Annotated in this window: 12 protein-coding genes and 1 tRNA gene; 9 read left to right on the top strand and 4 right to left on the bottom strand. The window is 46.9% G+C overall.

All coding sequences use genetic code 11. From position 1 onward, the window contains the following. The first annotated feature begins 141 nt into the window (after positions 1-141). A complete protein-coding gene (locus H6F66_RS10685; RefSeq protein ID WP_190420973.1) occupies positions 142-582 on the top strand; it encodes a pentapeptide repeat-containing protein in 441 nt (146 codons plus the stop codon). 6 nt (positions 583-588) lie between these two features. On the opposite strand, the gene H6F66_RS10680 is transcribed toward H6F66_RS10685, so the two are convergent. Beyond that, entirely contained in the window at positions 589-1,278 is a 690-nt protein-coding gene (locus H6F66_RS10680) for a GDSL-type esterase/lipase family protein (protein WP_190420969.1), read from the bottom strand. A gap of 229 nt (positions 1,279-1,507) precedes the next feature. On the opposite strand from H6F66_RS10680, the gene H6F66_RS10675 reads away from it, so the two are divergent. The 5 genes from H6F66_RS10675 to H6F66_RS10655 all read left to right on the top strand — a co-directional run bounded on the left by H6F66_RS10675 (position 1,508) and on the right by H6F66_RS10655 (position 4,909). After that, the gene (locus H6F66_RS10675) at positions 1,508-1,735 is read left to right on the top strand and encodes a DNA-directed RNA polymerase subunit omega (protein WP_190420966.1); all 228 of its coding nucleotides are present in this window, start codon (positions 1,508-1,510) and stop codon (positions 1,733-1,735) included. A gap of 201 nt (positions 1,736-1,936) precedes the next feature. Beyond that, the gene (locus H6F66_RS27630; protein WP_347269362.1) at positions 1,937-2,479 is read left to right on the top strand and encodes a hypothetical protein; all 543 of its coding nucleotides are present in this window, start codon (positions 1,937-1,939) and stop codon (positions 2,477-2,479) included. Between the two features lie 30 nt (positions 2,480-2,509). Beyond that, complete coding sequence (locus H6F66_RS10665) at positions 2,510-2,875, top strand: DUF1818 family protein (RefSeq protein ID WP_190420972.1); 366 nt, start codon at positions 2,510-2,512, stop codon at positions 2,873-2,875. Positions 2,876-2,924: 49 nt separating this feature from the next. After that, positions 2,925-2,998, top strand: a tRNA-Pro gene (locus H6F66_RS10660). Between the two features lie 123 nt (positions 2,999-3,121). After that, entirely contained in the window at positions 3,122-4,909 is a 1,788-nt protein-coding gene (locus H6F66_RS10655) for a metallophosphoesterase (protein WP_190420965.1), read from the top strand. A 61-nt stretch (positions 4,910-4,970) separates the two neighbouring features. Here H6F66_RS10655 and H6F66_RS10650 read toward each other — a convergent pair whose 3' ends face one another. Together H6F66_RS10650 and H6F66_RS10645 are read right to left on the bottom strand one after the other, a co-directional pair. After that, positions 4,971-5,528 (bottom strand): GAF domain-containing protein, encoded by a 558-nt coding sequence (locus tag H6F66_RS10650; protein WP_190420962.1) that lies wholly within the window; start codon positions 5,526-5,528, stop codon positions 4,971-4,973. 198 nt (positions 5,529-5,726) lie between these two features. After that, a complete protein-coding gene (locus H6F66_RS10645) occupies positions 5,727-9,740 on the bottom strand; it encodes a PAS domain S-box protein (protein WP_190420960.1) in 4,014 nt (1,337 codons plus the stop codon). Between the two features lie 630 nt (positions 9,741-10,370). Between H6F66_RS10645 and H6F66_RS10640 the strand changes: the two genes are divergently transcribed. From H6F66_RS10640 to H6F66_RS10630, 3 genes are all read left to right on the top strand, one after another. Further along, positions 10,371-10,682, top strand: coding sequence for a hypothetical protein (locus H6F66_RS10640; protein ID WP_190420958.1), 312 nt, complete (start codon positions 10,371-10,373; stop codon positions 10,680-10,682). Positions 10,683-10,911: 229 nt separating this feature from the next. Beyond that, positions 10,912-12,639: a succinate dehydrogenase/fumarate reductase flavoprotein subunit gene (locus H6F66_RS10635; RefSeq protein WP_190420956.1), complete on the top strand. Its 1,728-nt coding sequence runs from the start codon at positions 10,912-10,914 to the stop codon at positions 12,637-12,639. Between the two features lie 463 nt (positions 12,640-13,102). Then, entirely contained in the window at positions 13,103-13,726 is a 624-nt protein-coding gene (locus H6F66_RS10630; protein WP_190420954.1) for a TMEM165/GDT1 family protein, read from the top strand. A 113-nt stretch (positions 13,727-13,839) separates the two neighbouring features. Here H6F66_RS10630 and H6F66_RS10625 read toward each other — a convergent pair whose 3' ends face one another. Beyond that, positions 13,840-14,742, bottom strand: coding sequence for a tetratricopeptide repeat protein (locus H6F66_RS10625; protein WP_190420952.1), 903 nt, complete (start codon positions 14,740-14,742; stop codon positions 13,840-13,842). Between the last annotated feature and the right edge of the window lie 178 nt (positions 14,743-14,920).

Below are 14,920 nucleotides of genomic sequence, written 5' to 3'. Positions count from 1 at the left end.
CCTTCTACCGCATCTTCAGTTCAACGTTCACATAGAGGCACTGGAAACGATGGAAGCTAACAATTCATTCCTTCCTTCTACCGCATCTTCAGTTCAACTGCGTAACTCCTGATAGTGCTGGTTCTTGCCTGGTTCTGGGTGATGTTGAGTGCTACTCCAGTTTTGGCTCAGCTAGATGGAATTAATTACACAAATATTAATTTGAATAACCGGGATTTCTCAAATGCAGATTTAGTGGGTGGGGTGTTTGTGTCTGCCGAAATGCGGAAGACAAATTTTCAAGGAGCCGATCTTACTAATGCCATATTGACAAAGGGCGTTTTATTGGGAGCAAATTTGCGAGGTGCAAACTTGACTGGCGCTTTGGTAGATCGGGTGACGTTAGATGAGGCTGATTTAAGTAATGCTATCCTCACGGAAGCGACTTTGATGCGATCGCGTTTTTACAATACAAACATCACTGGTGCTGATTTTACCGATGCTTTGATTGACCGCTATGAAGTGACTAAGTTATGCGATCGCGCTAGCGGGATCAACCCAGTGACTGGTGTCTCGACACGGGATAGTTTAGGCTGTCGTTAAGCTGAATTAAGAAAATTGTTGCATTGGCTCCCAGTTGAGGACATCTTGCAGCAATGCTTGATAGCCTAAAACGTTAGGGTGGAGTCCGTCTGGGGTAAGACGCGATCGCCACCAATCTTTACCCCGATCTAGCCACAAATCAAAAATATCCAGATATGGAATCTGTCGCGCCACACACGCTAGGCGAGTCGCTTCTTTATACCGATACTGGTCGGCATGATTGAAGTATAAACAATCGAAAAATGGCATTTTCTCCTCATCGACTGGCACCATTCCCACAAATAACACGGGACAAAGATGTTGTGCTTTTTCCAGCAAAGCTGCCATTTCAGCTTGGAAAACTTCAAAATCGGTGAAATTTCGCCCTGTAATTCGCGCCAGTCGTGCCGAATCATTTACCCCCACCGACAACGCGATCGCATCCGGGACGCGATTTCTCAATTCACCCCGATGGCGAAACTCCTGCTCTAAACGCTCTTGTACTTGCTTTACGCAGTCACCCCGGACACCCAAATTGTAGAGGACGTGTCCCGGACTATCCGGCAACATCCAGCGCCGCCGCAGCCTTTCCACCCAACCACCACCTTCAGGATCGCCGTATCCATAAACAATGCTGTCTCCCAGCGCAACAAGCTTCAGGGGATGGCTATTAACTTGACCCAACGGCTTAACACTAGGTGCGACAATGGTTTGCATGAACTGTAATACCCGAAAAGTTTGTTTTCAGAACTCTATACTTTGACAATAATTTAAACAATATTAAACGATTCTTTGCACTTTGAGACATTCCCCCTAAAGCGGATCTGGACTGCTAACAACCCCAAAGGCTTTGGGTCTCCTGCTAAACTGAAGTGTGCAACGCTCGCTTTCATCAAATAACGTCCCTCGTATACCACCACTAACCACTAATAACAAATACAACCCTATGCTTAAGCGTTCCAAGTTTGATTCAGCTTTAATTATGTACCGGGCTGAAGAATTGGTTAGTGCGGCTTCCAATCGCTACCGGATTACGGTTCAGGTGGCGAATCGTGCCAAGCGCCGTCGCTATGAAGACTTTGATAATCTAGACGATCCGATGATGAAGCCAGTGATGCGGGCAATTATTGAAATGTCCGATGAACTGACCCAACCGGAGATTATTGGCGACTAGGAAAGAAGTAGAGGGGAAGGGAGATAAGGGAGAATTTCTTTTCCCTCTTAACTCCTGACTCCTTACTCAGCACTATGAGCCAAGGCACTCAGCAGTATTTTTATGTGAGGGAAGATGAAAAGACAAAGTAGGAGGTTTCTCAACCCAATTGCGCGTTTTACCCTTGTCCTAACAGCAACGTGTCTATGCGTTTGGGCAAGCATCCTTGATTTTTCCCTTCATCCTACATCCTTCCTGCTTCATCCTGCTAACGCCCAGATAGTGAGGACAGAGAATGTCTGGCAACAAGTTTATCAACGCCTACCGGATTTGCCACGGGAAAATCAATACATCAGTAAGGAAACTGGTAAGGCGGCGACAGAAAACACTTTAGTGAGTCGCTTGATCCGGTATCACGTATATGTAAAGTCACGTCCACCGAATTATCGCCTCGATTGGAAGCTGACTTTGGCTGACTATCTGGGTGCAAATGAATTGATAGTCGAATCCGTGTATCCGGGTTATGATAGTTTGCGGAAAAATCCTTTAGAAGGCGATCGCGCTGCTGTTAGTCGGATGAATCGAGCGCAACGAGATGCCTTAGTTCAAGTCTTAGTTAGCTTTTTTGGCGGTAATGCCCAGAACGCAACAACACCACCATCTTCCACTTCCTCACCTGTACCACAGGCCACACCCCAACGCAGGCAATTGCCCCAACCGGGGGATGCTCAGCTGTTAAAAAATGAAAAATTAAAAATCGAATAGAAGTTCTTCAATTTTTAATTTTTAATGTCTATGGAACGTGTGGTTAAAAGTGGACTTGGTTGGCGCATTGGCTGGAACCCCAATACCTCTGAATTTAAAGGTTTAGTAGGTGGCGAAGATTGGGCGATTGAGCTGACGGAAGCGGAATTAACTGAATTTTGCCGATTGCTGGAGCAGTTGGCTCAAAGTATGGCCCAGAGTGCCGATGAATTGATGGATGAAGAAAAAATTTCCTGTGAGGCGGAAAGCGATTTACTCTGGATGGAAGTAGAAGGTTATCCCCATGCCTACAGTCTTCGCTTTATCTTGAACACCGGGAGGCGGGCAGAAGGGAATTGGTCGGCGGATGCGGTTCCAGGTTTGGTGCAAGCCACGCAAGTTTTAAAGGTTTTCTAAATTGCTCTTGACAATTTAGAAAAAGACATTATATAATTTAAGACTGTGCCGGGGTGTAGCGCAGGTTGGTAGCGCGCAGCTTTGGGGTAGCTGAGGTCGTGGGTTCGAATCCCGCCACTCCGATTAATAAGAGTTAACCTTTGTAGGGTGGGCAAATGCTCACCCTACAAACATATTTTGGCGCGAACCCTTCAAAGGGGTTATCCCCTTGGAAAATCGCGTCCTTCCCTCCCAGGAAAAACAGCGATGTTTCAACGCCTCACCAGTCGTACCATACTCGCTCCGGCTGTGTTTTTGCTTCTGGCAGCCGTTAGTCTAATAATTGTGCTATTAACCCCACAGCCAGTTATGACATCCCAAAATCAGCTGCTGACTGCCCCATTTCTGCAACTGCCCAGCGAGACGAGCGTGCGAGTTGTTTGGTTTACTGAATTTGCTGGCACTCGTCATCGTGTCGCCTACGGTGAAAATTTCGCTCAAAGTGTCGTCGCCACTAGCACCAAACTCAGCCGCACCAGGGAAGACCAGGAATCAAAGGTAGGGAACCAAACTGAGGATAATAAATACCAGCAGCCAACTAGACGCGATATCTGGCGGCACGAGGCAGAAGTTACTGAGTTAACTCCAGGCAAACGTGTGCCTTATCGCGTGACTAGCGAACAGGAAGATGGTGAGGCTGTAACTAGCGAGGTGTTCACCCTCGCCCCTAAACCTCCACAGGGAACGCCACTGAAAATCCTGCTGACTTCTGATCACCAACTCAAACCGATGACAGCTGCCAATCTTCAGAAGGCAGTTGAGACTATGGGAAAATTCGATGCTGTTTTCATGGTCGGGGACTTGGTAAACGTTCCCGACCGTGCTAGCGAGTGGTTTGATGATGACCGTGGAGGTGCTTTTTTTCCTTGTTTCCAAGGACGGGCGAAAACGATAAGCGATCGCAATGGCATCAAAACAGTTTATCGAGGCGGAGAAATTATTCAACACGCCCCAATTTATACCGCCATTGGCAACCATGAAGTCATGGGACGCTTCTCGATGGATAAAAGTTTAAACGAGCAGTTTGATGACTCGTTTCCCCGGAAAGCTGCTGAGGAAATATATACAAAAAATGCGGCGCAATTAAACAATAGTGACGACCCAAAGGTGCGCGAAGCTTGGTTGAAAGACAATTCTTTTAATACCGACACCTACGAAGAAATTTTTACTTTACCCCAGAGCAAAGAAGGTGGAGAAAAATACTACGCTCTCACCTTTGGGGATGTGCGTTTGGTGGTGTTGTACGCTACGAATATGTGGCGTTATTGGGGACTTGAAGAGAAGACTAGGGGAAGATACCGCGAACGAGAGCAAGATTTGAATAACCCGGAAAATTGGGGTTATGGACAGCACATCTTTGAGCCAATTGCTAAGGGCAGCAAGCAGTATAAATGGTTAGAAACAGAGCTATCGGGTTCGGAGTTTCGCCAAGCTAAATATAAAATGGTGATGTTGCATCATCCCCCCCATTCTCTGGGTGACAATATTGTTCCTGCATATACTGACCCGGTGCAAGTGCGGGAAGTAAATGCGAATGGCAGCATAAAATCTGTTCGTTACGAGTATCCCAAGGAAGCCGATTATATTATCCGGGATGTGAAGCCACTGCTAGAGGCGGCTGGGGTGCAGCTGGTGTTTTATGGACACTCGCATTTATGGAATCGTTTTGTGAGTCCTAGCGGGATGCACTTTCTGGAAACTTCTAATGTGGGCAACTCTTATGGTGCTGCTGTTGGCGACAAGAAGCGACCTGTACCAGATGGCTTTAATAAGGAAAATTATGCGGTAACGGGCGATCCGAATGGGTTGGAGGCGGTTGTGCCTACAATTGCGCCGCTGATGGCTGAGGATGGGAAACCGTTGCCGTATGTGGCGAGTAATGAAATTACGGCGTTCAGTATATTGGACACGGGGACGGGTACGGTGAGTAGTTACCGCTTTGATACGGTGGAAGAATCTAAGGTGGTAAAGTTTGATGAGTTTCGATTGAATTGACTGAATTTCTATGTGTGCTGGGTTTCGTGGCTCCACCCAGCACACAAAATTCAACTACTGTTTAGCTTTCTCGGATTGAACTAGAAGTGGCGAGAGTTTCTGCTGCTTTTTGCATGGTTTCGATATCTGAGGGGAGCCAGGGACGAGGATGTTGGCAGTGATGAGCAACTAGCAAGCCCCACAACCTGGAAGGATTCAGAATCGGTACTACTAAGTTAGCGCGAACCTGGATGCTGCGGAGAAAATCGCGGTGACAAGGGTGGATGGGTTCTAATTCAATATCTGCGATCGCTCTTACCCTTCCCTCTAGGTACATTTCTGCATAGTTATCATTAAAGCAGTCATCAGCTCCTGTCGTTCCGAAAATTGAGAACTCGTCAGAATTTAAAGACTCAAATGTAACTTGACCTTTCCAATGGCGATAAAAGTAATATAAAACTACTCGATCGACCTGAAGAAAATCTCTTAGCTCGTCGGTAGTTTTTTGAACTAAAGCATCTCGCTCCATCGTTTTAGCAAGACGATTGGCAAATCCGCGCAAACCAGGATCGCCAGAAGGTTTATGTTCACTAGGGTCAGAGTCTCTGTTGAAGTTACTTTGCACAGGGTGAGAAGTCATGCTGAATCAAGACAATTTGCTTTTTTTATGATATACGTTCCGCACGAGCGCCCACAGCAACAAGATTGGGATGCAATTTTAAACTAGAAATTAAAAGTTGTAAAACTTACTTGTCGCTTTTCCCTTTTGGTGATGTAGGCGGGGGACTCCTGAACAGTCACTGCTAAAAGCGCGATCGCTACAAACGCCACTCAAATTTTAAGGCATGATTTTCTCAGCCAGCACTTGCCGCTTGTTCTGCCCAATCGGAATCTGGACGAGGAATTGTGCGCCCTGCCCTGGTGCTGAAATACACTGCAATTGACCGCCATGTTTTTCTACCACAATTTGGTAACTAATAGACATCCCTAAACCTGTACCTGCACCGACAGGTTTAGTTGTAAAGAAAGGATCGAATAACCGACGTTGTACCTCCTCGGTCATACCTGGCCCGTTGTCAGCAATCCGAATCAGCACTTGATTGTCATCTTGCACCTCGGTAAAAATCCGAATTTCCGGATTTTGAATTTTGGCTTTCCCCTTTAATAAAGAGGGGTGAGTGGGAGTTGGATTTTGGATGGGAAATTCCCTATTCACGAGTCCCCAGTCCCGGTTCGCCATTCCCCGTTCCCCATTCCCCATTTCTAGTACATCAATAGCGTTACTGAGAATATTCATAAACACCTGATTGAGTTGTCCGGCGTAGCATTCTACCTGCGGCAGGTTGCCATACTCTTTAATCACCTGGATAGCAGGACGATCTGGTTTGGGTTTCAGACGATTTTGCAGAATCAGTAGAGTGCTATCTAACCCATCGTGAATGTCCACCTGTTTCATTTCGGATTCATCCAGTCGCGAGAAGTTACGCAACGATAAGACAATTTGCCGGATGCGGTCGGCTCCCATTTTCATTGATGATAGGATTTTGGGCAGGTCTTGTTGGATGAATTCCAGGTCAATTGCGGCAATAGAAGCTTGAATTTCCTCTGCTGGATGAGGATAGTATTTCTGGTAAAGTTCCAACAAACGGAGTAAGTCTTCGGCATATTCATTAGTATGAATAAGATTGCCGTAGATGAAGTTAACGGGATTGTTGATTTCGTGAGCGACACCAGCCACCATCTGTCCCAAACTAGACATTTTTTCACTTTGAACGAGTTGGGCTTGGGTTTGTTGGAGTTCGCGCAGGGTTTGTTCTAGCTGAGTGGCTTGCGCTTGGGCAGCAGCAGCAGTGGTGCGACTTTGTTTGTAGAGTGCGGCTTGGTCGATAGCGATCGCTAGTTGGTTGCATACTGCTTGTAGCAGTTCCAACTCCTCTTCTGCCCAAGATTGCTGGGAAACCAAGCGCCCACACGTCACCGCACCTAACTTGCCTGATTGCGTCTGAATTGGCAGCGACAACAGAGAAGCCGCATTATATGGCTTTAACATCTCCTGCACTGCCAAATCACTCTGAGTAACATCGTCCACTCGGAATATTTCCAGATTTACTAGCGCAGATGTGAAGGGATGCCAGTTTTCCAACGGATATAAACCCCGGAAGCTGGGCAAATCGGGATTTTTGGCATCTTTTACGACCATCCAACCAGGACGAGTGCCGTTGGGACGATACCAACTAAACAGGCAAACATCAATCTCTAACTGGCTGTGGATTTCGAGTACGGCTGTTTCTAAAAGTGTATCCAAATCAAGGGAAGCGCGAATCTGGCTCGCAAGGCGATTGAGTAGTGCTTCCCTAGTCGCTACTTCGCGAAATTTTGCTTCCGACTGCCGCAGTTTCTCCTCAGCGACTTTGCGTTCGGTTATGTCAGTGGAGATCCCGCAAATGGCATAAGATACGCCAGCAGAGTCGTATAGAGGAAACTTAATCGACAGGTAGGTGTGGAGTCCATCGTCTAGAGGGGCAACTTCCTCAATTTTTAAACCAGTTCCGCTTTCGAGTACCTTTCGATCGTTCTCCCGAAATGCGATCGCTAATTCATAAGGAAAAAGATCCCAGTCAGTTTTACCTTTGGCTTCCTCTAAAGAGACATGAAACAGGCTGACCCACTGGCGGTTGACCAGAAGGTATCGCCCGTCGTGGTCTTTGAGGTAAATGACTGCTGGGGAGTTATCCAAAATTGCCTGTAGTCGCTGTTGGCTCTCCCGTAATGCGTCTTCGGCTTGCACTCTGGCGCTGATATCAATCAATAAGCCGATGCTACCAATCACAACGCCACTGCTATTAAACATCGGTGCTGTCCAGAGGCTGACATGAATCAATGAACCGTCTTTCCTCTGGCGGCGTAATTCGATGCCAGAAGGTACCTGCCCCTGCATCTCAGATTGAAGTAGGGTAAGGGCTTGCTCTTGTTCACTTGGAGGAACGATGGGCAGAGGGCGACCCATAACTTCTTGTTCGCTCCAGCCAAAAAGTCTCTCTGCGGCTGGGTTCCACATCATCACCTTGCCATCAACAGAGATGGTGGCGATCGCTACCGGGGAAGCTTCAATTAGCGTTTCCAAAGTTTGGTTGCTAATTCGTAACGCCTCTTCAGTAGCGGTGCGCTCGGCAATTTCGCGCTGCAATTTCTGGTTAGCATCTCTAAGAAGTGTTGTGCGTTCCTCAACTCGGCTTTCTAATTCTTCGTTGATTTTTTTTAAGGCATCAAGAGCCTGTTTGCGGGAAGTAACGTTTTGGGCGATACCAACAACACCGATGATGTTTCCTTGCGCGTCGCGGTAGGGACTTTTGGTCAATAGATAAGTTAGTGTAATTCCCCGGAGCGTGAAAACTTCTTCAGATCGCTGGGGAAGCCCGGTAGCGATCGCCCTCCGGTCAATTTCAGCTTGTCGCTGTGCCATTTGGGGCGAAAATAATAATGTGTCATCTTTACCAATAATTTCCGCTGCCGGCTGGCTATATAAATGGGCAGCAGAGGTGTTAACTAATATGTAGCGTCCCTGTATATCCTTGGCAAAGATGACATCTGGAGTGCCATCGATCGCCGCACGCAAGAGGTTATAGCTTTTTTCCAGCTCATGTTTAGCTTTTTCCAAAGCTTCTTGGGCAGCTTTGCGCTCGGTAATATCTGTGTGGGAACCCGCTATGCGGATAGCTCTGCCGTTGGCATCAAATAGCGCCGCTCCCCGCCCGAAAATCCATCGATAAGAGCCATTTTTGTGCTGCAAGCGGTATTCTACTTCCCAATGAGGAGTTAGTCCATCCCAACAAGCTTCGATATTGGCTAGTATGCGATCGCTATCATCCGGATGTATCCGATTTTTCCACGCATCCCAATTATTTTGCAGTTCATGCTCCGCAAAACCGAGCATACTCTTCCATTGCGGCGAGAAATAAACTTCGTTGCTTTGAAGATCCCAATCCCACAAGCCATCTCTGGAACCAAGAACAGCCAAATCAAAACGATTCCGGCTTTTACGCAGTTCTTCCTCTGCCAGTTTACGCTCGGTAATGTCTTCTATAGTGCCAAGGATGCCTACAACTTTTCCCTCTGCATCATGGAGGGGAATTTTGTTAGTGTCCGCCCACGATTGTTTGCCATCAGCTTGCAGGATCGGTTCAATTATGTGATATTCTGGCTTGTCCCTCTCCATCACGCGAGCGTCGCACTTGCGGAAGAATTCTGTTTCCTCCTGCTTCCAAGGCAAGTCGTAGTCTGTCAGCCCAACGATATCCTCTGGATTGTCAATGCCAGCCATTGTGGCAAAACTGCGATTGCAACCTATATAAACTGAATTTCTATCTTTCCAAAAGATGAATTGTGGGATGTTGTCCATCACTAGCTGTAGCATATGTTGCGATCGCACCAGCTGCTCTTCAATACGCGATCGCTCAATGATTTCGGCTTCCAGTTTCCGGTTAACTGCTTCTAGTTGTGTCGAGTTTGGCAACGCTAGGGCTTGGGGAATTATCCGTACCAGTAGCACTGCTGTATAAAGGGAAATTCCCGCGGTAATGGCTTTTAGCATACCGGAAAGCCAATAGGTCGGGTGCCAGAGCGTCCACACTTCCATCACATGGGTTGTGCCACAAGAAACTATGAAGGCTCCAAATAGCAAGAATATCCAATCGAAGGGTAAATCCCGTCGCTTTTGGACAAAGTTTAAGAGGGTAATAGGAATAGAGTAATAGGCTAAGGCAATTAGAGAATCTGAGGCGATATGCAGCCACACCAAACCAGGCTTCCACAGGTAACAATGGCCGTGGGGAATAAATGAGTTTGAAGTCAAAAAACTTTGTAAAAATTCCCCCATAAATTCTCCCATCTGTGGTGCATAATTTTTGTTATATATGTATTGTATGTATTGATTATTACTAATAAAAGTTATTTTGCTGAGGAAATTATGATGTTTGTGTAAAGTATTTCGATTACCTAGACGAGCCTAATTGCAGCCACACTATTGAAGTGGGTGGATACCGTTCTAGCCTGCGCTATGAGCAACAGAGCGATCGCAACTGGAATTACTCCCAAAGTTATCAACTTTTGACAATTTTTTTACGTAATTATACGTAGGTAAATTTAAAAGATTGGTAATTTATACAATACCCATAAGGTGCATTACCTTTGACTTTGTGCAGGAAGTTGCACGTAGGGCAGGTGTCTCGCCTATCCTACAAATATGCGTAACTGGTATTTTTTTTTTAATAAGATTTTCCTAGGGACGGCTTCAAAGTTCAGTAACGCAATTTTTTCAGCCAAAAGAAGGATGCGTAGCACCCCAAAGCCGCCTAGACCAAACTTGCGATCGCGCAGAATTGTAAAGTCCTGTTGCAACTCTTTGAAAAAGATTTAGAAATTGGTCATTACCCAGTCCGAACTTTAACCTAGAAATTTAAAGGAATGTTGCGAGGAAAACGTCATGGATAAAATGCAAAAGTATCGCTTCGTCTGTACCCTCTCTTTTGGCGATATCTACGGTCAAATCATCATTTGGTTGATTGTGATTTTCATTAGTTTAGCCTCGGCACTTGCCCTGTGGAGTAGCACTCGTCAAATCTACGCCCTAGCCACCGTGGGACTTATCCTCGTATTGTCTCTGCCCTTCTTGCTATTTGCCTTCGTGACTACGTTGTTTAACCACATTGAAGTTGCTGCTATGGATACAGCAGACACAACTGAGACTGTAGGTGGAAGTTTGCCCTACCAAAAAGCTGCTGAAGTAACCAGCTGAACAGTCTATTCGTAGCACAGGCGTCTCGCCTGGGTCAGTAGTCAGTGGGTAAAGCTTTTCGCGTGGCTCCTCGGCTTACCAGAGACGCTTACATGGTAGTGGCCAGTGGTTAGTGGCCAGCTATCAACGGACAACGGACTAATTTATAAAAAAACTTCCCTGCTTTCTGGTAGGGAAGTTTTTTTTTGCGTTACTCATAGAGATAGGAATTCCAGATATCAGACTAAAGATGCTTGAACACGATGTCATCATTGTGGGAGGTGGATTAGCGGGGTGTCGTGCCGCCCTGGAGATTGTCCGCACCGACCCCAGTTTGAATGTAGCTCTTGTTGCCAAAACTCACCCGATTCGTTCCCACTCTGTCGCCGCCCAAGGTGGCATGGCGGCAACCCTGAAAAATGTAGATGCCGAAGACAGTTGGGAAGCTCATGCCTTTGATACCGTCAAGGGTTCGGACTACTTGGCGGATCAGGACGCGGTGGCAATCCTGACCCGCGAGGCTCCAGATGTGGTAATTGACCTAGAACACATGGGAGTTCTGTTTTCCCGGTTGCCAGATGGTCGCGTTGCTCAAAGAGCTTTTGGAGGACATTCTCACAATCGTACTTGCTACGCAGCAGATAAGACTGGTCACGCAATTCTGCACGAATTAGTTAATAACCTGCGTCGTTGCGGTGTCCGTATCTATGATGAGTGGTACGTGATGCAGTTGATTTTGGAAGATGCCCAGGCGAAGGGCGTGGTGATGTACCACCTTCTAGATGGGCAAATTGAGGTTGTCCGGGCGAAGGCGGTGATGTTCGCTACAGGCGGGTATGGTCGAGTTTACAATACGACCTCGAATGACTATGCTTCGACTGGGGATGGTTTGGCGATGTCTGCCTTGGCTGGGGTGCCGCTGGAAGATATGGAGTTTGTGCAGTTTCACCCGACTGGATTGTATCCGGTGGGGGTGCTGATTTCCGAGGCAGTGCGGGGTGAGGGGGCATATCTGATCAATAGTGAGGGCGATCGCTTCATGGCGAATTACGCCCCTAGCCGCATGGAACTGGCTCCTAGAGATATTACTTCGCGCGCGATCGCTCTGGAAATTAGCGCTGGACGTGGCATTCATCCCGATGGTAGTGCAGGTGGCCCCTTTGTCTATCTCGACTTGCGCCACATGGGGCGAGAAAAAATTATGAATCGGGTTCCCTTCGCTTGGGAAGAAGCTCATCGCCTACTGAGTATCGATGCCGTAAATCAGCCGATGCCAGTCCGCCCTACCGTTCACTACTCAATGGGCGGCATCCCCGTCAATACTAGCGGTCAAGTGCGTAGTGGCACAGACACCCTAGTTGATGCCTTCTTTGCCGCCGGGGAAGCCGCTTGCGTCTCCGTTCACGGGGCAAATCGACTGGGAAGCAATTCCCTGCTTGAGTGTATCGTTTTCGGGCGAAAAACAGGCGCTTCAATAGCACAATTTGTCCAAAATCGCAAATTGCCGGATCTAGATGAGCAATCCTATTTGCTAGAAGCTCACTGCAAAATCCAAGCGCTACTGGAGCAATCAGGGCAATACCGGATTAACCAAGTGCGTGAAGCCTTCCAAGACTGCATGACTAAGTATTGTGGTGTTTTCCGCACCGAGGAACTGATGCGAGAGGGCTTGACAAAGTTGCAAGAAATCCTTTCTCAATCCCAAGATATCTACCTGGATGACAAAGGCAAACTCTGGAACACCGAAGTCATCGAAGCTATGGAACTCCGCAGCCTGATAATTGTCGGTCAGATAATTCTCACCTCTGCCCTCAACCGCCAGGAAAGTCGTGGCGCACACTTCCGGGAGGATTATCAAGAGCGAGACGATAGTAATTTCCTTAAACACACGATGGCTTACTATTCCCCCGCCGGGATTGACCTTCAGTATAAACCTGTGACGATTACCATGTTTGAACCGAAAGAACGGAAGTATTAGGGGGGAATGGGGAATGGGGATTAGGGATTAGGAAATGGGGAAGAGGATTAGGGATTAGGGATTGGGGAAGAGGAAAAAGTCTTACCTAGCCCCCATTCCCCAGTCCCCAGCCCCAGTCCCTAGTCCCCAATCCCCATTCCCCATTCCCAAATTTAATTTGGGTAATTTCACTACTATCCTTTCGTCTAAGATCGAGGTAAAATTACCTAATAATGAAGGGGAGTAGCTGCTAGCGAGAGAATTTGCTAGCCCATCTGAATCAACATACTGGCGATAAGCCTGGTTCAGGTGACAAGAAAAGAGAAACTTGACACGGCGCGTAGTGGCACCAGCTAAAGTTTCCCGCCTTGGGAGCGAGACCTTCACTAAGTTCACATAAGATGTGAGCTTGGTGAGGTCTTTATAGTCTTATCAAGCTCACTCAGATGGAATTTAAGTAGAAAATTCTGAGGATCTTGAGACCATGCTGGCAGCTTTTACCGCAGGTTTATTACTAATTACAATTTCAGAATTAGGCGATAAAACCTTTTTTATTGCTGTGATTTTGGCAATGCGCCACTCCCGAAGATTGGTATTTACTGGAGTTGTAGCAGCTTTGGCAGTGATGACGATACTTTCTGTTTTAGTTGGACAAGTAGCGTCTTTACTACCCCAGAATTATGTTAAGTTTGCGGAAATCGCATTGTTTTTGGGTTTTGGGATAAAGTTGCTTTATGATGCTGCCCAAATGCCAGCGGAAGCAGACTGTTCGGAAGCAGAAGAAGCACTCAGCACCGTGAAAGAAGCTGAGTTAAAAATGCCGAAACACAAAAGCCAGTGGGCGATTGTAATGGAAGCCTTTATGTTGACATTTGTAGCGGAATGGGGCGATCGCACACAGATTGCTACGATTGCGATGGCAGCATCCTATCCAGCGGTGGGTGTCACAGCTGGAGCCATTTTGGGGCATAGTATTTGTGCAGCGATCGCAGTCTTGGGCGGTCGTATGATTGCAGGGCGAATTTCTGAACGGATAATTACAGGAATTGGTGGCTGCTTGTTTTTGGTTTTTGGAGCGATGGCAATTTTAGAAACTTATAAGTTATGAGTTAATAATCCTAACTTATAGTTTTCAGCTTCTAAGTCCTAACTTTTTGCCAACTCAAAAATCCGGAGATTCAAAGTCTCCGGCTTAGCAAAACTCATAACTCCTAACTTTCTTTAGTCTCTTGTTTCGTCGGGCTGAGGTGGTGGAATAGTAGGCACACTACTAGGAGCATTAGAGGGAGGGTTGGCGGGAGAATTGGTGGATGTAGGTGTTTGGGTAGCCAATTGTTTAATTCGGTCTTTGACATCCGCTGGCGCTAAAGCAATAGCAGTGTCGAATAAGGGCTTAGCTTCGGCAGTTTTGCCTTGTTGTTGAAGCACATAAGCCTTAGCTACGATGGGGCGAAAATCCTGTTTATTGCCCTTAATTGCCTCATCGTAAATAGCGATCGCTTCCGGAAAACGATTTTGCCCAACATAAACCTTACCCAACTCCAACTGCACCGAAGTTACATCCACACTACCCGGCTGCACTTGATTCACATCTGTCGCCGTTTTCAAAGTGTCTTGTAGCAACCCTATCGCTGCCTCAGGACGGTTTTGTTCGAGCAAAAGACCTACAAGACCTTGCAGAGCATAAATATCTCCCGGTTTAGAAGTCAAAATCGAGCGATAAGTTTGGGCACTCCCTTCCGAATCGCCAGTTTTTTGTTTAGCTTGGGCCAGCAAGACAGCGTACTCAGACTGTTGGGGATTCAGTTTCGCCAGTTTTTCCAAGGGTGCGATCGCGCCCTTAACGTCGCGCAGTTTCAGCCGCGTTTCCAACAACCCTCGCAACGCCGTTTGATTCTCAGGCTCCTTCTGCAAAACCAATTCATAACCTTTCGCCTGAGCTTCTAATTCCGACTGATTGACAGGTGGTTGGCTCGTCTGGCTTGCTACAGGTGTCGCTCCAGTGGAAGGCGGCTTTTGCTCAAAAACCATACCTACCAGCGGAATAATCGACACACCTACAAACACCAGTACACCCAGCACCAATACCAAATTAATTAACCAGCGACCGCGTTTTTTGGACACACAACTGCATTGAACTCTATTGACATTATCGACCACAAACGGATTTTCCACTTTTGCACTTACGACAAGCTGCCTCACCGCCTCCAAGCTCTAAAATAGTGGCAGCATTGTATTAAATTTGATATTCTATAGGAGTTTTTGCTTAGTTTCGTGCAAAAACATTGCGGATCTACCAGTC

The sequence above is a fragment of the Trichocoleus sp. FACHB-6 genome (genome assembly GCF_014695815.1).
GTDB lineage: Bacteria > Cyanobacteriota > Cyanobacteriia > Cyanobacteriales > FACHB-T130 > Funiculus > Funiculus sociatus.
The sequence above is the reverse complement of the archived record's forward strand: the minus strand, read 5'-3'. Positions and strand labels throughout refer to the sequence as shown.

Bases quoted from the DNA above. Each gene is read 5' to 3' on its own strand.
- H6F66_RS10685 (WP_190420973.1), top strand. From the start codon at position 142: ATGTTGAGTGCTACTCCAGTTTTGGCTCAGCTAGATGGAATTAATTAC.
- H6F66_RS10680 (WP_190420969.1), bottom strand. From the start codon at position 1,278: ATGCAAACCATTGTCGCACCTAGTGTTAAGCCGTTGGGTCAAGTTAAT.
- H6F66_RS10675 (WP_190420966.1), top strand. From the start codon at position 1,508: ATGCTTAAGCGTTCCAAGTTTGATTCAGCTTTAATTATGTACCGGGCT.
- H6F66_RS10665 (WP_190420972.1), top strand. From the start codon at position 2,510: ATGGAACGTGTGGTTAAAAGTGGACTTGGTTGGCGCATTGGCTGGAAC.
- H6F66_RS10655 (WP_190420965.1), top strand. From the start codon at position 3,122: ATGTTTCAACGCCTCACCAGTCGTACCATACTCGCTCCGGCTGTGTTT.
- H6F66_RS10650 (WP_190420962.1), bottom strand. From the start codon at position 5,528: ATGACTTCTCACCCTGTGCAAAGTAACTTCAACAGAGACTCTGACCCT.
- H6F66_RS10640 (WP_190420958.1), top strand. From the start codon at position 10,371: ATGGATAAAATGCAAAAGTATCGCTTCGTCTGTACCCTCTCTTTTGGC.
- H6F66_RS10635 (WP_190420956.1), top strand. From the start codon at position 10,912: ATGCTTGAACACGATGTCATCATTGTGGGAGGTGGATTAGCGGGGTGT.
- H6F66_RS10630 (WP_190420954.1), top strand. From the start codon at position 13,103: ATGCTGGCAGCTTTTACCGCAGGTTTATTACTAATTACAATTTCAGAA.